The organism is Acinetobacter ihumii, assembly GCF_900625095.1.
Taxonomy (GTDB): Bacteria; Pseudomonadota; Gammaproteobacteria; order Pseudomonadales; family Moraxellaceae; genus Acinetobacter; species Acinetobacter ihumii.
In genome coordinates this window covers 276829-297888 of record NZ_LR130760.1, presented here as the reverse complement: position 1 = coordinate 297888, position 21060 = coordinate 276829, and the positions used below count along the sequence as shown (strand labels likewise).

Here is a 21060-nt window from a genome sequence, read left to right as displayed (position 1 = left end):
GATTGAATAGGCGACATTGTACGGCATAAAATTTTTTAATGTCAGTCACAATAAAAAAGAAGCCTAAAAAACCTAAGGAAAATTAAATGGCGAGCAGCTTACTTTTATTATTAGATGATATTGCCACTGTGCTGGATGATGTCGCTGTCATGAGCAAAATGGCAGCTAAAAAGACAGCAGGCGTACTGGGTGATGATTTGGCCCTCAATGCCCAACAGGTCAGTGGTGTACGTTCAGACCGTGAGTTACCTGTGGTCTGGAGTGTTGCTAAAGGCTCATTCGTCAATAAACTGATTTTAGTTCCCTTGGCATTACTCATTAGTGTGCTTGCACCGTGGCTAATCAATCCATTACTGATGATTGGTGGTTTGTTTTTATGTTATGAAGGTGTAGAAAAAGTTTTGCATTCTTTACAGCATAAAAAAGCAACCACACCTGAAGAGGCTGCTGCAAAATTAGTTAAAGATGAAACAGATTTAGCAACATTTGAAAAAGAAAAAATCAAAGGTGCAGTGCGCACTGATTTTATTTTATCCGCAGAAATTGTAGTGATTTCACTAGGAACTGTTGCTACAGCAGCATTCATGACCAAAGTCACAGTCCTGAGTATAATTGCAATCGTGATGACCGTCGGGGTGTATGGTTTTGTTGCCATGATTGTTAAAATTGATGATTTAGGACTTTATTTGACTCAACAGGCATCTCGCTTTAAACAAAGTATTGGGCGTGGTTTATTGGCATTTGCTCCGAAATTAATGAAAACTCTGACCATCGTCGGTACGATTGCGATGTTCTTGGTTGGAGGAGGCATTATTTCACATACTATTCCTTTACTGCATCATTTTACAGAAGATGCAACTGACCATTTGGAGCTGATTCCCAATGTAGGAAATATTATTGGGGCACTTACGCCAACATTAATTAATTTGGGAGTCGGTATTGTTGCTGGCATCATTGTGTTATTCGCTGTAAGCTTAATACAAAAGTTTTGGCCTAAAAAAGCAACTTCATAACACAATAATCATAAAAGAGGTGAACCATGCGCTGGAAAGGTCGTCGAGTGAGTACCAATGTAGAAGATCGTCGTGGAGGCGGAGCTGCCAAAGCGGGTGGTATTAGCATTTTAGGTTTAATCGTGGCATTCGTTGCTTGGAAGTTCTTTGGCGTTGATCCACAAATGGCATATCAGGCCACTAAAAGTGTCACTCAACAGCAGCAAGTAAACGATCAAGCCCCTCAACAACTCACCGCAGAGCAGCAAGAGGCATCTGAATTTGTCGGGACAGTACTGGCTGATACCGAAGACACCTGGTCACCGATTTTTCAACAATTAGGTGGAAGCTATAAGACACCTAAACTGGTCATGTTCTCTGGCGCGGTTCCTTCAGGATGTGGTACCGCAGAATCCTCTATGGGACCATTTTATTGCCCAGCCGATCAGAAAGTGTATATAGATACAGCCTTCTTCAAAGATATGCGTCAACAAATGGGTATCTCTGGTGAGCAAAATCAGACTGAATTATCTCGTCAGGATCAGGCGGGTGATTTTGCCCAAGCTTATGTGATTGCACACGAAGTTGGACATCATGTGCAAAATCTGTTGGGGATTTCTTCACAGGTTCAACAGGCTCAAGCTGGTGTTAATCGTGCACAGGCGAATCAATTATCTGTCCGTGTCGAATTACAAGCTGATTGTTTTGCCGGGATTTGGGCAAATCATAATGAGCAAAGAACAAAGTTTTTAGAACAGGGTGATATTGAAGAAGCGATGGATGCAGCACAAAAAATTGGTGATGATTATTTGCAGAAACGAGCCACAGGTCAGGTTGTACCAGACAGCTTTACGCATGGTACGAGTCAGCAACGTATGCACTGGTTTCAAGTGGGGTTAAAATCAGGTGACGTGAACCAGTGTGACACATTTAACTCAAACATTTAAAATAGAGGGCGTTTAGCCCTCCACCTAGCGTTCCAAAAACTGTTTAAAATTGCGAATCAGTCGATAGCAGACATAAATGCCAATCATTGAAAACAAAATCAGAGCACCTAAAATGTACTTTAAATTGGTGATATCGTTTTGATAAAACTGCTGAATATCTTGTTCTGACCACGATAATGAAGTGAGTTGACTGGTTTTAATATCATTCCATTGAATAGTTCTAAAATACAGATGACTTCCAATCGCCTGAAGGCTAACTTGCTGAATATAGCGCGTACTGAATAAATTGTAATCATCTATACAAATGGTTTTTTGATAATGAACACAAGCGACTTTTGCGACATAACCATGATCTTTTAACACAACCAGCGCAGCTTGATCTGGTTTTTGGTTATTTGAAACTAAAATATATTGCCGATCATGATCAGTCTGATAATCAAGCACTTTTCGATCTTGATAATCACGATCGGCATGCAGTATCTCCTGTGTTTTTACAAGACAGGTCATGACTAAAGCTGCTGTAATGACAAAAATACAAAGTGCAACACTGAAACGAAAGATTTTCTTAACGGTTTGATGCATGGTCATCTAGCAAAAGCTCATCAGAAATTGAAAAGTGAATAGATAGTTTTCGACTAGCTGTATTGGTTATAGACAATGGCAGATCGGGTCAAAAAGTTTTATGTTAAAAAAGTTAATTATTTCACAGAACACACTGAACTTTTCGTTAAAATTATCGTTACTTTGAAATGATTTTTTGATTTGCATTTTTATTAGAAATAATTGAAACGGTTTCGGTTATTGCTCTAATAAGCGAAGGACTTATATGGGTAATTATTTTTTGTTGCAGGCACTGACGGTTGTGTTTGCATTGTCAATTGTCACCACCATGTTCAATAAACGCATTCTGGATTTTCCACAAGCTATTGGAGTGCCAATTGTTTCCGCAGTATTGGTGTTTATCTTGCAATGGGGAGCAAATCTACTGCAAGGTAATCAATTTGTGACTGTAAATATCCACAATATTGAAGAAGCAGTACGTGGTATCGACTTTTACGATTTCTTAATTAATGGTGTGATTTGTTTTATTCTGACCTCGTCTGCACTCAAGTTTAAAATTTCTGATTTAAAAAATTATTGGAAACCTATTGGGATTTTAGCCACGATTGCCTTGGTGTTATGCGCGATTTTATTTGCGGGATTGTTATACGGCTTTCAATTTCTGGTAGGTAATCCAGTCCCGATACTGGTGTTACTTCTATTAGGCGCAGCATTAGGAGCAACCGATCCGATTGGCGTTAAAGGAGTCCTGAGTTCGGTGCGTGCACCGCATCACCTCATTGTAAAACTTGAAGGTGAATCCTTATTTAATGATGCCATGTGTATCGCAGTATTTATGACTTTACTCAATGTATTACAGGGGGAACATTTCTCACTCTTACATACCTTTGAAGATTTTATTTATGAAATCGTCGTTGCAGCACTTATTGGTTGGGCATTTGGTGTCGGAATTCTACGTTTATTACGTGGAAAACATGAAATGGAGTCTCTCATTTTAATCACTGCTTTATTGGCATGTGGTTCTTATCTCGTCGCATTATTTGCCCATGCATCTGCACCGATTGCTTGTGTAATTGGGGGATTAATTGTTGGAAATAAATGGAAAGAAATACTAGAGAATAAAGAAATACGCGAAGTAAACCACTTTTGGCATACAGTTGAAGGTATTATAAATTCTTTCCTTTTCACATTAATTGGGTTGGAATTATTTATATTGGATTTAAATGCAAGTATGATTTTAGGTGGAATAGTTGCCTTTATTATTCTACACATTTCACGTTTTGCAGCGAACTTCTTATCATTTGCTTTTTTCCCATCTTTTAGAAGTAAAAGCTATAACGGTAGTCTGACGATATTATCGTGGGGTGGCGTAAGAGGTGGAATTTCACTTGCCCTTATACTGGCGGTAGCAAATGTTCCAGAATTACGTGAATATAGTAGTATTTTAATTGGATATACTTTTATAAGTGTTTTACTTTCTGGTGTTGTATGTGGCTTAGGTTTACCTGCTGTAATGAATGCATTTTATTACAATCCTAATGAAGCGACACAAGGATTTAAAGGCTGGTATCAGCGTTTATGCAATAAAATGAATCGAAGAGGGTTCAAATATATTGTAGGTGAAGATGCTTATGGTACTGAAACAATTACAGTTTATAACCCTGAAGCAATTGTTGATAAAAAAGCGGATGATGGCATTGCCTCTGTACATAATCCGGGCAAAATAGAAGAAGTAAAACGCCTTGAAAATCCAAATAATTTTTAAAAATTAAAATTTAGAATATAGACTTATTAGTTTAAATAATAAGTTTTTTAATTATTTCTATTTGTAGCATATAATATGTATTTAAAATGCACAATACAAATAATATGGTCTAAGATTTTTGAATAATCTTAAAATATTGAGCTTAAATCCCATGTGGTAATTATGGGTTTTTTTTTAGTTTTTCTAATTTTTTATTGGATTAAATTGAAGGTTAAATTAATAATCGTTTTTGTAAAATATTTTATTACTAGATTTATTTTAAAAATTTTTAAAATGTTATTTATTTACTAATCAAATAGTTAAATTATACAAGTGTATATTTTTTTGTGACGTAGTTATCACTTTAATTATAAACTGATATTTTTATTATTTATTTTTAAAGAATATGTGTGTTTAATGGTAATAATAATGTGAAGTGGATCAACAATTCCATAATAAGTATAAGTCTTTAAGGCCGTGAAAACTATTTGAAAAAATGTTTCAAGAGGATGGAAATATGACAGAGATTCAAACTATTGCAAAAGAAAGCCATGCAGTTTTAACAACAACTGTAAATACAGCAAAACTAACAGAGGCTTCAGTGGTATTAGTAAAGATACCATCTACTGAGGTTAAATCCATATTAAGAGATGGAACTAATGCGGTTATAGAATTAAAAAATGGCGAAAAAATCATTATCGAGGACTTTTTTAGTACTCAAACCGCAACTAATAATAGTCTTGTATTTGAAGATGGACCAAATAAGTTAATGTGGGCGCAATTCGTTGACGCTCAAGGCAATGCTATTGACCCTATTATTTATGAACCATTGACGAAAGTTGAACCGTTATTGTATGGCGAAGAATCAGCTGCCATTAGTCCTTGGGCATGGGTTGGCGGTGTTGCTGCTGTAGGGGCAATAGCTGCGGCAGCTGGAGGCGGTGGCGGTGGTTCATCTGGTGGTGGAAGCACTGGTGCTACAGGCGGAACTGGAGAAACAGGTGGCACAGGTGAAACTGGTGGAACCGGAGAAACAGGTGGAACTGGAGAAACCGGAGAAACTGGTGGCACAGGTGGTACAGGCGAAACAGGTGGTACAGGCGAAACAGGTGGCACAGGCGAAACAGGTGGTACAGGCGAAACAGGTGGCACAGGCGAAACAGGTGGTACAGGCGAAACAGGTGGTACAGGCGAAACAGGTGGAACCGGAGAAACCGCACCTGATACGACAGCTCCAGCAGCGCCAACAGAAGTAGCCGTATCTGGGGATGGCACCAGCGTAAGTGGTAAAGCGGAACCGAACTCTAGTATTCGCATCAAGGATGCATCAGGTAATGTGATCGGCACAGGTCAGACAGATGAGAATGGTAACTTTACAGTTGGTATAGAACCAGCCCAAACCAATGGCGAAACGGTTACGGTTACAGCGACAGATGCAGCCAATAACACCTCTGATCCATCTACAGCAATTGCACCTGATACGACAGCTCCAGCAGCGCCAACAGAAGTAGCCGTATCTGGGGATGGCACTAGCGTAAGTGGTAAAGCGGAACCGAACTCTAGTATTCGCATCAAGGATGCATCAGGTAATGTGATCGGCACAGGTAAAACAGATATGAACGGTAACTTTACAGTTGGTATAGAACCAGCCCAAACCAATGGCGAAACGGTTACGGTTACAGCGACAGATGCAGCCAATAACACCTCTGATCCATCTACAGCAATTGCACCAATATATGGTGGAGAAACTGGTGGAACCGGAGAAACTGGAGAAACCGGTGGTACAGGCGGAACCGGAGAAACAGGTGGCACAGGCGAAACAGGTGGTACAGGTGGCACAGGCGAAACTGGCGGTACAGGCGAAACTGGTGGAACCGGAGAAACTGGAGAAACCGGTGGTACAGGCGGAACCGGAGAAACAGGTGGCACAGGCGAAACAGGTGGTACAGGTGGCACAGGCGAAACAGGTGGCACAGGCGAAACTGGCGGTACAGGCGAAACAGGTGGAACCGGAGAAACAGGTGGCACAGGCGAAACAGGTGGAACCGGAGAAACTGGCGGAACTGGAGAAACCGGTGGTACAGGCGAAACAGGTGGAACCGGAGAAACAGGTGGCACAGGCGAAACAGGTGGAACCGGAGAAACTGGCGGAACTGGAGAAACCGGTGGTACAGGCGGAACTGGTGGAACCGGAGAAACTGGAGAAACCGGTGGTACAGGAGAAACTGGTGGAACCGGAGAAACCGGTGGTACAGGTGGCACAGGCGAAACTGGCGGTACAGGCGAAACCGGAGAAACAGGTGGCACAGGCGAAACAGGTGGAACCGGAGAAACTGGCGGAACTGGAGAAACCGGTGGTACAGGCGAAACTGGTGGAACTGGTGGCACTGGAGAAACAGGTGGAACCGGAGAAACAGGTGGAACTGGTGGCACTGGAGAAACTGGCGGCACAGATTTAGTTACAGTAGCTCAAAGTTTAGTTAATAATTTATCTGATGAGACTGCCATTCAGCCTGTTTCAGTTTTATTGAATAACTTGATTAATCCGAGTACTGGAACTTTAGCAGGTGTCACAAATATCCTTGCTGAATTAACGAGTACAGATAAACCAATTACTGGTGCTTTGACTGAATTAGTCGATAATTTAACTGGTGCAAGTACAAATGAACCTGAAAATCTAGGTAAATTAATTGATGCTCTAAATTCAATTATTGCATTCCTTGGTAGTGGTAATGAGTCAGATTTGGATAAAGTCCAGAATGCTGTCAACGATTTATTAAATGCTGAAAATGCTGCAGATACAGTCAATGGAATTTTAGAAACGACGGTAGAAGGTGTCGATCAAACAGTAGGTGAATTACTACAAGGTGCTTTGGGCAGTAATATTGAAGTAGTCGATTTGAGTGAACTACTAGATCAAACACAGCTTACTTCGCTTGTAGATCAGATCCTTACTGGTGTAGGTGACTTACTTACTGGTTTACTAGGTGGTTTAGGCCTAGATTCAACAAAACTTACCGATGCTTTATTTGAAACACTTAAAGACGTATTAACTGGCACGGAAGTTATAGAAAATGGTTTAGGTCATGTGACGGGTGAGCTTGATAAGACTGTAGATGGTTTATTAGATAATACGACAGATTTAGTTACACAGTTATTAGGGAAGCTTGGGTTAGGAGGAATCGCAACTGAATTATTAGGGCCATTAACCAATGATGTATTGAAGCCAATTATTGATGAAGTTCTTGGATTGATCAATGATGGTGGTAGCATTCTATTACCACCTGCACCAGAAGATGGTGATGGAAACAGTACTATTGGTTTAGTCAATATTGTTGCGGACATTGTGAGAGACTTAACAGGATCGGATACAACACTTGCACCAATTAGCGACCTACTTGATAACTTGATCAGTAATAACGGACCAGTTGGCGATATCCTGGCTTCACTGAATGCATTAACCGCAGAAGATGGTGGCGCTTTGGGCGTCCTAACTGAACTGGTTAAAGAACTTTATAATGCAGAGCTCCCTGATGGAACAAATCTTGAGGATTTAGTATTAGGGCTTGGCGGCATTCTTAATGGCCTCTTGGATAGCGTTGTAAAACCAATCGTGGGAGATTTAGGCTCGAATATTGACCAATTTATTCCAAATGTACTAACGCTACAACTTGAACATGATACTGGTATTAGTAAAACAGACGGAATCACCTCTGATGGAACTGTTCTAGTTAAAGGTTTAAAAGAGGGTCAAGTTTGGGAGTACAGTATAGACGGGGGTAATACCTGGACGACTGGTACAGGCAGTAGCTTTGAGTTAGCACCAGATACATATGCTCAAGGTACAGTCTTGGCACGTGTTTCAAGTACAGGTGAAACACAGGTTAATATTTCGACTGCGCTTCAAGCGGTGACGATTGATCAAACTCATCCAGGTGCTTTAACAAGTGCGGCTCTGGCTAATGATACTGTTGTTTCAACTGATCGTATTAGTTCGGATGGTACAATCAATGTGACGGGTTTGGACGCTGGTGCAAAACTTCAATACAGTACCGACGCTGGTGTCACATGGAAAACAGTGACAAGCGGTAGTAGTTTTGCTTTGGCAGAAGGGACTTACACGAATGGTGCTGTTCAAGTTCGTCAGATTGATAGTGCTGGTAATGCTGGAGCTACCACCAGTCTTGAAGCTATTGTCATTGATAAAACAGCACCAAAAGAGCCTGAAATTATTAGTTTCAGTCCTGATGGTTCAACTTTATATGGTCATGTAGATGGTGAAACTGCTGGCACTAAAGTTACGGTTTTTGTGAACGACAGTGCTATTGCTACAGGTGTAACTGACGCAAATGGTAATTTCGCGGTTAGCTTAACAGAAGGTAAATATACTGATTTAGAGTTTACACTTCAGGCCAAAGATATTGCAGGTAATATCAGTGATTTTACAGATGGTAATGGGCCAGACGGTCTAATTACTGTCGTACAAAATGTTATCGCGAATTTGTCCGATAGCACCATGATTGAGCCTGTATCGACTTTAGTAAATAATCTGGTTGATCCTGATACAGGAACGCTTTCAGGTATAACGGGCATTGTTGAAGCATTGACTGAAACAGATCAACCTTTACTCGGTGCATTGACTGAGTTGGTTGCTGGTCTAACTGCTGCACAAAATGCTGGTGGTGCGGGTACTGAAAATCTAGGTCCTTTAATCAATGGATTAAATACTCTCATTGGCTTCTTGGGTACAGCAGATACAGCTGTGCTGGATGATGCGAATCAACAATTAGAGAGTTTATTAACAGGTTTAACTGGTCAAAATGTACTTGAGCAGATTTTAAATCCAGTTGAAGAAGGAGCTCAACAACTGAGTGACCTGTTAAACGGCGCATTGGGTACTAATATTAGTTTGACCGACTTAGATAATCTTGTTAATGATGGATTATTAAGTGGAACCGTTACAGGTTTAACGATTACTTTAAATCCATTGATTAATGCTTTGAGTGGACCATTAAGTCTTCTTGGACTAGGTAATTTATTGCCTAGTGTTACAGGATTAGTAAACGGACTGGCTACAGCTGTCGATAATTTATTAAGTGGCGAAGATGCGATTCAAAATGGTGTTGCACATCAGATTGGTGTGCTGGATGATACAGTTAAATCATTGATAACCAATGATTCACTTTTAACTGAATTAACCAAAGTGTTGGGACTCAATGATATTCCTTTGGTTTCGGGTCTCGTGAATAATCTGCTTAACCCAATAGTAAATGCTGTTGTGGGCTTGGTAAACGGCGATGGCATTTTAGTAGATCCGGCTCCTACAAATGGTGGTGAAAGTACCCTTGGTTTATTGGATGTAGTTTCTGATATTGTAACGGACCTTGCTGGTGACGGTTCACTGAAACCTGTAAGTACATTAGTTGATAACATCATTCGTAATGATGGAGTGACTGGCGATTTACTTTCTGCCATTAATGGTTTGACAGTTGTTGATGGCGGTCAACTTGGTATTCTAACGGAACTGGTTCAGAAACTTTATACGGCTAGTACAGAACAGCTTCCAGAAAATGTAAGCCTTGAAAACCTTGTTCAAGGACTTGGTGGACTACTTAATGGTCTATTAGATGACGTGGTTAAACCAATTGTTGATGAATTAGGAGGTCAATTACAACTGCCAGATTTGTCAGGAGCGAATACATTTATTAGCGGTTTGGGCGATGAGGTGTTTGCAGGTCTTAAAGGCTCAGATACTTTAATCTTTAAAGTATTAAATGATCTCTCTGATACTGCGGGCAATGGTCATGATTTATGGAGTGACTTTACTCTAGGTCAAGTTGGTATAAATGTAGATGCCGATAAAATTGAAATAGGTGGATTGCTTGTTGGTTATAACGGAGATGGTTCGTCTACATCCTTGTCCAGTTTTATTAAAGTTGAGTCAGATGGTGTTAACTCAATCATCAGTATAGACCGGGATGGTGATTCAAATTCAACCTATCAGTTTGCTGAGTTGCTAACTTTGAAAAATGTCGATACAACACTGGATGAGTTATTAAATAACGGACAAATCATTCTTTAAAGTTCTAAGAAAATCGCCTGTTTAAACAGGCGATTTTTTTGCAAAAACAAGATGAAGATCGTTTAATTTAAAATATAACAGTTAATTTAAGGATAGTTCGATGAAGCAATTAAATTACGGAAGTGAAAATAACTCATCAAATTTACAGAGTAATCCGAAAAAAAAAGTACATATACGATTAAATATGATTGTAAAAAATGAAGCCCATGTAATTTTAAGATGTTTGCAGTCTGTAAAACCTTGGATTGATTCTTGGGTTATTGTAGATACTGGCTCGACTGATGGAACTCAAGACATTATTAATAACTTCTTAAGTGATATTCCAGGCCAATTATTTGAAAGGTCATGGAAAAATTTTGGTTTTAATCGCACAGAAGCATTACAACTCGCCACGACATGGGACAATCAACGTTCAGATTATTTATTATTCATTGATGCTGATGAAACATTACTAGTAGACGAAAATTTTAAACTGCCCGACTTAAATGAAACTGCATATTACTTTAAAGTAAATTATGGAAATTTAAGTTATCGGCGTAACGCTTTGGTTTCGACTAAACTTTCATGGCAATGGAAAGGCGTTTTACATGAATATTTAGATTCTCCCCAAAAACATAATTGGCATACTTTGGAGGGATTAACTATTTTTGTTCGTCATGATGGTGCGAGAGCCAAAACACCAGATACTTATTTGAAAGATATCACTTTACTTGAACAAGGTTTAAAGGATGAACCAGATAATTTACGTTATATTTTTTACTTAGCTCAAAGTTATAGGGATGCTAAAATTCTTGATAAAAGTCGTAACTTCTATTTAGAACGTTCGAACAAGGGTGGGTGGGAAGAAGAACGCTGGATGGCTCAATTTCGTGCCGCCCAAATGGCAGAGCGTTTAGGCCTTGCGCACGATATTGTTTATACAGAATATTTACAAAGTTGGATTGCTCGACAACAAAGAGCAGAACCTTTATATGAATTGGCTCGTTATTATCGAAGTCTAAAAAGTTATGATCTTGCTTGCTATTATGCCGACCAAGCAGTCAATATTGAACGACCAGAAGACCGGTTATTTGTTGATGCAAGTGTCTATGATTGGAGAGCACTGGATGAATTATCAGTCTCTGCGACATATTGTAAAGCTTATCGCGAAAAAGGAAAACTCGCGATTCATAAGCTTGTTGAACAACGAAAATATCCACAAAATCAGCATGAAAGAATCATGGGGAATTTGAAACTTTATTGTTGAAAAATAGAAGTTTGAGTTCAAGTCAGAATAATTTATAAGGAAAAAGGAATAAAATTATTCCTGTTTTCTCTTATAAATACGAAAAATTTGAATCAATTCAAGTTCGCGGTAATTTTCTTTAAAATATCTAAAATCACATCAAACTCACTTTGTAGTGGAGTACTTTTACGTGTGATTAATGCCAGTGTACGGCTTGGTGCATCCTGAAGTGGTTTGATCACCAATGCATCATTGCCTTTTAACATATGCGTTTCGATTGCGATTGCTGGTAATAGCGTAAAACCTAAATTGGAAGACACCATTTCGACAAGGGTAGGTAATGAACTCGCCTTTAAGCGATTATCATTTTTACGTTCGCCAATTGGGCAGGCACTGAGCGTATGATCACGTAGACAATGACCTTCTTCCAAAAGCATGAGACGAGATAAATCCAGATCATCTAAAGATTGAGCATTTATCGAATGTTTATCATGTTTATTACAGACGAGATATAAATCTTCTTTAGCAATTTCGGAAACTTTTAAGCCGCGAGTATCAAAAGGCAGTGCTAAAACCACCATATCCAGATTGCCATGTTCAAGCCGCTCTACAATTCTTTCACTTTGAGCTTCATGTAGATGTAACTGAATTTTAGGCAGTTGTTTATGTACTTCTTCTAAAAGCGGCGTCAATATAAAAGGTGCAATGGTTGGAATAATCCCCAGATGAAGGTCACCTGTGAGCGGTTCACTCATTTCACGGCTTAAACGCATTAAATCCTGAGCATCTGCCAGCAACACGCGAGCACGAGCAACCACTTGTTCGCCTAAGGGTGTTAAACGCACATTTTGGCGGTCACGTTCGACCAATACACCACCCAGTAGTCGCTCAAGTTCCATAATTCCACCCGATAATGTGGATTGGGTAACGAATGAACGACGTGCTGCTTCAGTAAAGTGCAACGTTTCTGACAGCGTTACTAAGTATGACAGCTGTCTCAAAGATGGTAATGCGGCCATAGTGTCCTAATGTGATGTTCTAAAGTGGTTTGCAAATAAACCGCTAAGTTGAGGAATAAAGTGTGCAGGAATATCATGCCCCATTCCTTGAATTAATTCAAACCGGGCATTCGAAATTGCCTTAGCAACGGCTTTACCATGACTTGGGGGCAATAGTCGGTCTCGCGAACCATGTACCACCAGCGTAGATTGAGCAATTTGCCGATCAATCTGCAATAATGAACCCGTGCACAAAATCGCCAAAAACTGTTGTAATACCCCCGCAGGATGATAATTGCGCTGATACAACTTACGCGCAGTTTGCATGGCTTCCATTTGATTCACATAACCTGGAGAACCAATAATGCCATACAGTTTTAGGCTATGGTTAATAATACCATCTTCATCGTTAGATTTGGGTTTGCCAATTAGACTAAAGAGTTGCTTTGGAAATGGGGGAGGCAAGAGTGCCTGATTGTTACTGGTAAATAATAAACCCAGCTTTTCAACCTTTTCAGGATATTTTGCCGCCACAATCTGGGCAATCATCCCGCCCATAGAAGCACCAAGGACATAAACTTTTCCGAGCTGCATTTCATCAATAAGCATGGAAACATCTTCAGCCATATCGTATAGGGTATAAGGCGCACCTTGATTTCCTAATCCCAATGCAAAGCGTCCCATGAGTTTTACGGTATTTAAACGTTTGCCTTTATGACGAATTTTAGAAGAAAGACCAATATCACGGTTGTCAAAACGAACCACATGAAAGCCTTGATCAATCAGGGATTTGCAAAAAAAATCCGGCCAGAACAGCATTTGAGCTCCTAAGCCCATAATCAGTAAAATGGTAGGGTGTTCAGGATTTCCCCCGACTTCAACATGTAGTTCCAGTCCATTACTGAGCTTAACCTTGGTTTCATGCATAAATGCGGTATAAGGTGAAACTTTGTATTCTAAGGCACTATTCATTTTTACTTATGTTCCTCAAAAAGCACTTATCAGTATAAGTGCTTTCGTGTATTTAAACCTTAAACCTGAGCAGGAATCAAGTCAGGAACTAATTTGGTTAAGGTTAAGCGTTGTTTCGCCGCTGTTGGACCGAGTAATACAAAACCGCGTAAAGTTCCATCGCCATCTGAGGCCTTTGCTATCATACCATCGTCAAATTCTTCTGTTTCCCAATTAACTTCGACATCAATTGGTGCTGGAAGGACAGTTAACGGTGCAGCAGGTGTTTTAACTGCAACGGGCATGGCTGGATAATGTACCTGAGTAGTTTGACCACTCAGAGTTTTCGCCAATGCACGTGCTTGTTGCATGATTGGCATCACATAAGGCAGCAATGTTCCATTGACTTCAGCACAGTCACCAATGGCAAAAATATCAGCCTGATTGGTTTCCAGTAAAGCATTGGTAATAATGCCACGACTGGTATGAATATCAGCGTGTTTGGCAAGGCTAATATTAGGTTGTAACCCAATTGCTGAAAGTACAATATCTGCCACTAAAGTTTGACCATTGGCTAGCGTAACGGCATAGTCCTGTCCGTCATTTATTTTTGTGACTTTTTCGACAGTGGTTGAAAGCACGAACTGGATACCACTTTCTTCAAGATTTTGTTGGAACGCTTCTGCAATATGCGTAGGAAGTAAACGACCTAAAGGACGTGGTGAAAGATCAATCACGGTAACATCATGACCTGTATTTTGCAGATCATTGGCAAATTCACAGCCAATCAGTCCAGCACCTAAAATCACCACGCGTTTGTCATTACACTGTGCCAGATTTTCACGAAATGCACGATAATCTATCAATGAATTGACCACATGGATGTCATCACTGCCATCGCCTGATATAGCAAGACGAATCGGATTTGCGCCCACTGCCAATATTAATTTTGAATAAGGCTGAATCTGTTGTTGTCCATCTTTTTCGGTCACTAATTCATGACGATCCGCATGAATTTCTTTAACCCACGTCAAGGTCTGAATGCGCATATTCAACTGAGTTGACATTTTCTCAGCATCGCCTAACGGAATTTGTTCAGGTGCTTTATTGCCGACAAGCGCATTGGACAGTGTTGGTTTGGCATAATTTACTGCATCGTCAGCACAAATCATCAGAAGTTCATGGTCTGGGTTTAATTTTCTAAACTCGCGAGCCAACGTATAACCTGCCATGCCTGATCCGATGATGACGATAGGATGCATTGCGTATTCTCCATTCACAGTAAATTATTGAGGTATTTATAAGTAAAAAAGACCATGAATTGAACATGGTCTTCATTGATCACATTAAACTTCGATCATTTCAAAATCAGCTTTTGAAACGCCGCAGTCTGGGCAAGTCCAGTCATCTGGAATATCTTCCCATTTTGTCCCCGCTGCAATGCCGTCTTGTGGCCAGCCTTCTGACTCGTCATAAATCCATCCACATACGATGCATTGATATTTTTTCATTTGATTCTCCAACCCGATAAGTTCGCTTCAGCTGCCTGTCGTAAAACTAATCCATTCTTTCATATAGACGATCGTGATAAATGCACACTACATTTATACAGCTTATGATTTTTGCGCAGATCAACATCTAAGTAAAGCAATTAAAGGAGTTTAATCATTCAAACCAAAAGCGGAATGGCAGCTTAGGACAAAAGTGGGGTTATTTGGGCAATCATGCCAATTTTAATTTTTAAAAAAATTGATAATCATGTTTTTTTACAATAAGTTAAACCATAAGATTTTAAGATAAAAAATGCATTCATCCACAACTTTGTACTTTTTGTTCCTTTACTGGTCTTCACCCTAATCACAGCGTAGAATAACTCTATAAATCACAATTGACTGTTATTGCTATGACTTCACTTCGTCAGACTTTATGGTCGCATATTCGGACTGTGCCTGATTTTCCCAAAAAAGGCATTTGTTTTTATGATTTAACGCCTTTATTTGTCAAAGAGCTGGACTTACTCACCGATGCATTAATTGCGGCTATCCCACAATCAGAGTTGCAACAAGTCCAAAGCTTTGTGGCGGTTGAAGCGCGAGGATTTGTTTTAGCGACATTATTGGCACAACGCTTACAAAAGGGTTTATTACTGGTACGTAAAGCAGGTAAGTTGCCGCCACCTGTTGAATGTGTCAGTTATAGTTTGGAATATGGTGCAGATCAGTTGGAGATGTCTGCTCAAATTGAAGCTGAAAACGTGATTTTGGTGGACGATGTTCTGGCCACGGGAGGAACTCTAAAGGCAGTACATCAGTTGAGTCAAAAATGCGGTCATCTGGTACTGGGTGCGGTGATTTTATTGGATTTACCCGATTTACATGCAGACTTGGGATTGCCAGTTTGGCATGTTCTGGATAATAAACCTGAACATGATCTTTCATAAATCATTTATAAAGAAAATGAGAATGGCAAAGAAAAACAGAATGACAGATAAATCGAGCAAAGTTTTTTCATTCTCTTTTTTGCGAAACACTCCATTTATTTAAAATACTGTTGCTGTATATGTTGAATCAGATGATTAATCTTTTCAGGTTTTTCTAAACGATGATGTCCGCCCTCAACTGCATCGATTAGCATGTAGTTTTCCAGTTGCGATTGAACTTCACGCATATTAATGACCTCGTCACCTAATTCAAGATAAGCCAGTCTTGGAATATCATGATCTAAATCTTCAGGCAAAATAGGCGGGTAATCATCACGAAAATGAGGGTTTAAACTAGGGTTTGCCACAATCGTAGCCAATTGGTACTGACTAGAGAGTTTCAGTGCCCAATATCCGCCCAAACTATGTCCAATCAGGATGTTCGGTCGAATACTTTGAATAATATTCTGATAAAAATTCGCAACGGTTTCATAGTTTAAATTGCGATAATCGACATCTATACAAAATTTATTTGTACTCTCAATGGCATGAAACTTGGTGGAATCACGAGAAGAGTCCAAGCCATGCAAAAATAATATTTTCAATTGATTTTGCAACATTTTTTATTTAAACCAGTATTGCGAATAAACTGGTCATTCCATGTCCACAGCTATTCATATTAAAAGCACGTCAATGTTTAAATATCTTACTGTGAAGCATGCAAATTGAATCTTAGATTTTGGTCTAAGATGGCTGATTTAAGCATTTAAAAAAACAGGATTGACCTAATTTTCATTGATACAACAGAAGAAAGCGTACGAAAATCAGATGACATCTGCTAGACTATACGACTTCATTTTTTTACTTAATCGAGGCAGAGATGACGCAACAAAACGCTCAATCGACTTCTGAACCCACTATTTCCGAAAACGATTTAATTGCACAGCGTCATGCCAAGTTAAAACAAATTCAGGACAATGCCAAGCAAAGTGGTCAAAGCCCATGGCCGAATACCTTTAAGCGCGAACATTATGCGGCTGATTTACAACAACAATTTCAAGATCAAGATAAAGCCCAGATCGAAGCGGCTGAACACGTTTATGTGAAAGTTGCAGGTCGTGTCATGCTCAATCGTGGATCATTCATGGTGATTCAGGACATGACAGGTCGTATCCAGCTTTATGTCGATCGTAAAGGCTTGCCTGCAGAAACTTTAGAAACCATTAAAAGCTTGGACCTTGGCGATATTATTGCAGCGGAAGGTTATATTGGTCGTTCAGGCAAAGGCGATCTATACGTTCATCTTGAAGGTTTTGAGCTACTGACCAAATCTTTACGTCCATTACCTGACAAATTTCATGGTTTAACCGATACCGAAGCCAAATATCGTAAGCGTTATCTGGATTTGATCGTCAACGAAGAAACGCGTAAAACTTTTGAAATCCGTACCAAAGTGGTTGCGGGTATTCGTACATTTTTAAACAATGAACGCTTTATGGAAGTTGAAACACCGATGATGCATATCATTCCGGGTGGCGCTTCAGCACGTCCATTTGAAACGCATCATAATGCCTTGGATATGCCGTTATTTTTGCGTATCGCGCCAGAGCTTTATTTAAAACGTCTGGTCGTGGGTGGTTTCGAGCGTGTGTTTGAGATTAACCGTAACTTCCGTAATGAAGGGGTATCGACGCGCCATAACCCTGAATTTACCATGATCGAATTTTATCAGGCCTATGCTGATTACAAAGACCTGATGCAATTGACTGAAAATATGCTGGAAAAATTGGCACTGGATATTCTGGGCAGTACAGATGTGCCGTATCAAGGCGAAGTGTTTAGCTTTAAAGGGCCATTTAAAAAGATTTCGATGTTCGATGCGATTTTGGAACATAACCCAGAATTTACGCCTGAAAACGTCAATGATCGTGAATTTTTGGCGAAATTTACTCAAGACGTGTTAAAAGAACAGGTGAAACCGGGCTTTGGCTTAGGCAAGTTACAAACCATCGTGTTTGAAGAAACTGTGGAAACCAAGTTACGTCAGCCAACCTTTATTACTGAATATCCTGCTGAAACTTCACCTTTGGCGCGTCGTAACGATGACAATCCACACATTACCGATCGTTTTGAATTTTTCATTGGTGGTCGTGAATTGGCGAATGGTTTCTCAGAGTTAAATGACCCGATCGATCAAGCTGAACGTTTTCAGGCGCAAGTGGCAGAAAAAGATGCGGGTGATGATGAAGCAATGCATTATGACGCTGACTTTGTCGAAGCATTGGAATACGGTTTGCCACCAACCGCAGGCGAAGGTATCGGCATTGACCGTTTGGTGATGTTATTTGCAGATGCACCAAGTATTCGTGATGTGATTTTATTCCCGCATATGCGTCGCAAAGATATATAAGTAAAAGTGTCATTTAAAAAAAATAGCTTCCATCAGGAAGCTATTTTTTTAGTAACCGTTATTTTTTTAAAGCCTGAGTATATCGCTCATTGACTTTGTTCCAGTTTACGACACTCCAGAAAGCCTTAATATAATCAGCACGACGGTTTTGATATTTTAAATAATACGCATGTTCCCAAACATCAAGACCAAGCAACGGTGTGCCTTTAGTTTCTGCAACATCCATCAATGGATTGTCCTGATTTGCTGTTGAGGTAATCGCAAGTTTTCCATCTGCGCTAACAATCAACCATGCCCAACCTGAACCAAAACGACCTGAAGCAGCTTCATTAAACTTTTGTTTAAATGCATCAAGTGAACCAAAGTCCTGATTGATTTTTTTCAATAGCGCGGCACTTGGCTGACCAGTTTTCGCACTCGGCGCTAAACTCTCCCAAAAGAAGCTATGGTTAAAATGACCGCCACCATTGTTACGAACCGCAGTATTATATTTTGAGATCTGCTGTTGTAATTGAACTAAATCGGTTTTATCAAGTTCAGGATAAGTTTTAATCTGTGCATTCAGATTATCGACATAAGCCTTATGATGTTTGCCGTAATGAATCTCCATGGTTTGCTGGTCAATAGCGGGCTCTAAAGCATTGCTCGCATAAGGTAACGGGGCTTGTTTAAATTCAGCAAGTGCAGACATGCTGGCCATCGAAGCAGCCAGTAAAAGCAGTGTTGTTTTAAATGCACGTGTCATTGACGATTATCCCTAGTATTAAAATTTTACATCATCATACTAGCGGTTTTATTTAAGAGAATGATTCTTGGTTACATTTATACAATAAAGCATTCATGTCTGCTTAAGCTTCATTTGTTTGGTCTGCGTTTTTACACTGGGAGATTTACACTGCAATAAAGCTTTTTATTCTTGATGAATGGCGATGAAAACCGAATTTGAACGCATTCTTTTGAGATTTAAACCATAAAGGTTTTGTACATGATAAAAACTTTTGTTTTGAAAAGATATTGATTAGTCCAGAAGCACATCCAAAATTAAATCAACATTTAAGCGTTGTCGACATTGTTCAACAAACTCGTTGATTTGTTGAATTTTATAAGCTTGAAAATCAAAACCTTGATAATCTAAACAGATCGCGCGTAGGTATTTGGTTCGAAAAGAATTGTGATCAAAAATTTGATGGATAAAAGTTCCCTGAATCTGTTGATGTTGAAAATACAGTGGATATTTTTGACTTATGCCGTGATGCATTTCAAAACCTTCAATCTGCATCCCAAAAATTGGATAGGAGTGTTTGCTTAGAATTTTATCTTGGGCAAAATAAATATCATCATCAATACAACCTAAACCTATTGCTGTTGTAGGCTGTGGATTTTCAATTTGATGTGGATCATGTAAATTTTGAAATAACATTTCATAACCACCACAAATGGCAAAAATCGCTGTTTTACGTTGTTGTAATTGTTGATATAAGCCATTTTCCTTGAGCCAATTTAAATCCTGAATCACCAGTTTTGAGCCAGGTAAAATCACCAGATCAAAACGTTGCAGAGAAATCGGGCTATTGATGAATTCAAGCAAAACTTCATCATCTGCGATTAAGGGCTCAAAATCGTTGTAATTGCTCATATACGGATAGGCAATCACACCGATGCTAATTTTCTGCTGACTGGGTTGCTGTACAAAATTTTGCAGGCTGGCATTGTCTTCAAAACCCAGATTAAACGGCATATAAGGTAAAACGCCCAGAACAGGAATCTTAAATTTTTGTTCAATAATACGCACACCTTCATCAAATAAAGACAGATCACCGCGAAATTTATTCACGATCACGCCGATAACATTGTCACGTAAATGCGCAGGGAGGAGGTTATAAGTGCCCCAGACCGAGGCAAATACACCACCTTTTTCAATATCTGCGACTAAAATAATTTTAGTTTTATAAGTTTCTGCAATAAAGATATTGGATAAGTCTTTGTCCATTAAGTTAAGTTCGACAGGACTGCCTGCACCCTCTGCCACAACACAATCGTAACGGTCAGCCAAATATTCAAAACAGCGTTGAACTGCTGGTTTTAGCTTGTCCAGATCACGATAATATTCCAGTACATGTTGCTGCGAAATGACTTTACCTTCCACGATCACCGAAGCGCGTCCGTCTACCCCAGATTTGAGTAATACAGGATTCAGATGATACGACGTTGGAATGCCGAGCACTTCAGCCTGAAAAGATTGAGCAATCGCAATTTCACTGCCATCATCACAGACTCGTGCATTATTCGAAACGTTTTGTGCCTTAAATGGCGCAACGCTGAAACCTGCATCTTGTAAAATTTTGGCAATGACAAAGGTCATGGTGGATTTTCCAGCATCGCTGGAGGTTCCAAAAATTGAAATATGTCTCATACTGATATGCTTATCAATAAAATCGGGTAGGCAGAAACAAGTGGCTACGGCATAATACGCTATTTTACGATCAGCGTAGTGGGCAAATGCAGGCGATGCGATAATGTTTTGTATATGATTAAATCAGATATACATATGAAAAAACACGCAAAGCAACGACTGTTTAAATCACTATAATGAATATCTATTTCCAGATCTAGCATAAGGCCAATCTGGAAAGTTATGTCGAATTTTCAATTTGGAGTTGTTATGGCACTCGTTCCTCCATATGGTGGCGCAAGTTGTGACGAAAAACTACTTGGCGGCTTAATGATTAAA

15 protein-coding genes are annotated in these 21060 nt (G+C 39.6%); 7 read left to right on the top strand and 8 right to left on the bottom strand.

The window, feature by feature from the left end:
- Positions 1-86: 86 nt before the first annotated feature.
- Together E0D95_RS01355 and ypfJ are read left to right on the top strand one after the other, a co-directional pair.
- Complete coding sequence (locus E0D95_RS01355) at positions 87-1013, top strand: DUF808 domain-containing protein (protein WP_130802191.1); 927 nt, start codon at positions 87-89, stop codon at positions 1011-1013.
- A gap of 26 nt (positions 1014-1039) precedes the next feature.
- Positions 1040-1939 (top strand): KPN_02809 family neutral zinc metallopeptidase, encoded by a 900-nt coding sequence (ypfJ, locus tag E0D95_RS01350; protein ID WP_130802190.1) that lies wholly within the window; start codon positions 1040-1042, stop codon positions 1937-1939.
- Between the two features lie 24 nt (positions 1940-1963).
- Here ypfJ and E0D95_RS01345 read toward each other — a convergent pair whose 3' ends face one another.
- Entirely contained in the window at positions 1964-2527 is a 564-nt protein-coding gene (locus E0D95_RS01345; protein ID WP_228258817.1) for a hypothetical protein, read from the bottom strand.
- 238 nt (positions 2528-2765) lie between these two features.
- Here E0D95_RS01345 and E0D95_RS01340 point away from each other — a divergent pair, with 238 nt between their 5' ends.
- The 3 genes from E0D95_RS01340 to E0D95_RS01330 all read left to right on the top strand — a co-directional run bounded on the left by E0D95_RS01340 (position 2766) and on the right by E0D95_RS01330 (position 11572).
- Positions 2766-4265 (top strand): cation:proton antiporter, encoded by a 1500-nt coding sequence (locus E0D95_RS01340; RefSeq protein WP_130802189.1) that lies wholly within the window; start codon positions 2766-2768, stop codon positions 4263-4265.
- A gap of 496 nt (positions 4266-4761) precedes the next feature.
- Positions 4762-10326: an Ig-like domain-containing protein gene (locus E0D95_RS01335; protein ID WP_165443225.1), complete on the top strand. Its 5565-nt coding sequence runs from the start codon at positions 4762-4764 to the stop codon at positions 10324-10326.
- A 100-nt stretch (positions 10327-10426) separates the two neighbouring features.
- Positions 10427-11572, top strand: coding sequence for a tetratricopeptide repeat-containing glycosyltransferase (locus E0D95_RS01330; RefSeq protein ID WP_130802187.1), 1146 nt, complete (start codon positions 10427-10429; stop codon positions 11570-11572).
- A 92-nt stretch (positions 11573-11664) separates the two neighbouring features.
- Here E0D95_RS01330 and oxyR read toward each other — a convergent pair whose 3' ends face one another.
- The 4 genes from oxyR to rubA all read right to left on the bottom strand — a co-directional run bounded on the left by oxyR (position 11665) and on the right by rubA (position 15011).
- Entirely contained in the window at positions 11665-12570 is a 906-nt protein-coding gene (gene oxyR, locus E0D95_RS01325; protein WP_130802186.1) for a LysR family transcriptional regulator OxyR, read from the bottom strand.
- A gap of 6 nt (positions 12571-12576) precedes the next feature.
- Positions 12577-13521 carry an esterase EstB gene (estB, locus tag E0D95_RS01320; protein ID WP_130802185.1) on the bottom strand — a complete coding sequence of 315 codons (945 nt, stop codon included), beginning with the start codon at positions 13519-13521 and terminating at the stop codon, positions 12577-12579.
- A 59-nt stretch (positions 13522-13580) separates the two neighbouring features.
- Entirely contained in the window at positions 13581-14762 is a 1182-nt protein-coding gene (gene rubB, locus E0D95_RS01315) for a rubredoxin reductase RubB (RefSeq protein ID WP_130802184.1), read from the bottom strand.
- Between the two features lie 84 nt (positions 14763-14846).
- Positions 14847-15011, bottom strand: coding sequence for a rubredoxin RubA (gene rubA / locus E0D95_RS01310; RefSeq protein WP_130802183.1), 165 nt, complete (start codon positions 15009-15011; stop codon positions 14847-14849).
- Positions 15012-15403: 392 nt separating this feature from the next.
- Here rubA and E0D95_RS01305 point away from each other — a divergent pair, with 392 nt between their 5' ends.
- Positions 15404-15940, top strand: a complete 537-nt coding sequence (locus E0D95_RS01305; protein ID WP_130802182.1) for an adenine phosphoribosyltransferase — start codon at positions 15404-15406, stop codon at positions 15938-15940.
- A gap of 95 nt (positions 15941-16035) precedes the next feature.
- On the opposite strand, the gene E0D95_RS01300 is transcribed toward E0D95_RS01305, so the two are convergent.
- Positions 16036-16539, bottom strand: coding sequence for a YqiA/YcfP family alpha/beta fold hydrolase (locus E0D95_RS01300; RefSeq protein WP_130802181.1), 504 nt, complete (start codon positions 16537-16539; stop codon positions 16036-16038).
- A 260-nt stretch (positions 16540-16799) separates the two neighbouring features.
- Here E0D95_RS01300 and lysS point away from each other — a divergent pair, with 260 nt between their 5' ends.
- Positions 16800-18329, top strand: coding sequence for a lysine--tRNA ligase (gene lysS / locus E0D95_RS01295; RefSeq protein ID WP_130802180.1), 1530 nt, complete (start codon positions 16800-16802; stop codon positions 18327-18329).
- A gap of 58 nt (positions 18330-18387) precedes the next feature.
- On the opposite strand, the gene E0D95_RS01290 is transcribed toward lysS, so the two are convergent.
- Together E0D95_RS01290 and E0D95_RS01285 are read right to left on the bottom strand one after the other, a co-directional pair.
- The gene (locus E0D95_RS01290) at positions 18388-19074 is read right to left on the bottom strand and encodes a superoxide dismutase (protein ID WP_130802179.1); all 687 of its coding nucleotides are present in this window, start codon (positions 19072-19074) and stop codon (positions 18388-18390) included.
- A gap of 273 nt (positions 19075-19347) precedes the next feature.
- Positions 19348-20742, bottom strand: coding sequence for a cobyric acid synthase (locus E0D95_RS01285; RefSeq protein WP_130802178.1), 1395 nt, complete (start codon positions 20740-20742; stop codon positions 19348-19350).
- Positions 20743-21060: the final 318 nt, after the last annotated feature.

Excerpts from the sequence above, each read along its gene's own strand:
- rubB (WP_130802184.1), bottom strand. The coding sequence starts at position 14,762 with ATGCATCCTATCGTCATCATCGGATCAGGCATGGCAGGTTATACGTTG.
- E0D95_RS01335 (WP_165443225.1), top strand. The coding sequence starts at position 4,762 with ATGACAGAGATTCAAACTATTGCAAAAGAAAGCCATGCAGTTTTAACA.
- E0D95_RS01290 (WP_130802179.1), bottom strand. The coding sequence starts at position 19,074 with ATGACACGTGCATTTAAAACAACACTGCTTTTACTGGCTGCTTCGATG.
- E0D95_RS01300 (WP_130802181.1), bottom strand. The coding sequence starts at position 16,539 with ATGTTGCAAAATCAATTGAAAATATTATTTTTGCATGGCTTGGACTCT.
- E0D95_RS01305 (WP_130802182.1), top strand. The coding sequence starts at position 15,404 with ATGACTTCACTTCGTCAGACTTTATGGTCGCATATTCGGACTGTGCCT.
- E0D95_RS01340 (WP_130802189.1), top strand. The coding sequence starts at position 2,766 with ATGGGTAATTATTTTTTGTTGCAGGCACTGACGGTTGTGTTTGCATTG.
- E0D95_RS01285 (WP_130802178.1), bottom strand. The coding sequence starts at position 20,742 with ATGAGACATATTTCAATTTTTGGAACCTCCAGCGATGCTGGAAAATCC.
- E0D95_RS01345 (WP_228258817.1), bottom strand. The coding sequence starts at position 2,527 with ATGACCATGCATCAAACCGTTAAGAAAATCTTTCGTTTCAGTGTTGCA.
- ypfJ (WP_130802190.1), top strand. The coding sequence starts at position 1,040 with ATGCGCTGGAAAGGTCGTCGAGTGAGTACCAATGTAGAAGATCGTCGT.
- E0D95_RS01355 (WP_130802191.1), top strand. The coding sequence starts at position 87 with ATGGCGAGCAGCTTACTTTTATTATTAGATGATATTGCCACTGTGCTG.
- lysS (WP_130802180.1), top strand. The coding sequence starts at position 16,800 with ATGACGCAACAAAACGCTCAATCGACTTCTGAACCCACTATTTCCGAA.
- oxyR (WP_130802186.1), bottom strand. The coding sequence starts at position 12,570 with ATGGCCGCATTACCATCTTTGAGACAGCTGTCATACTTAGTAACGCTG.
- rubA (WP_130802183.1), bottom strand. The coding sequence starts at position 15,011 with ATGAAAAAATATCAATGCATCGTATGTGGATGGATTTATGACGAGTCA.
- estB (WP_130802185.1), bottom strand. The coding sequence starts at position 13,521 with ATGAATAGTGCCTTAGAATACAAAGTTTCACCTTATACCGCATTTATG.
- E0D95_RS01330 (WP_130802187.1), top strand. The coding sequence starts at position 10,427 with ATGAAGCAATTAAATTACGGAAGTGAAAATAACTCATCAAATTTACAG.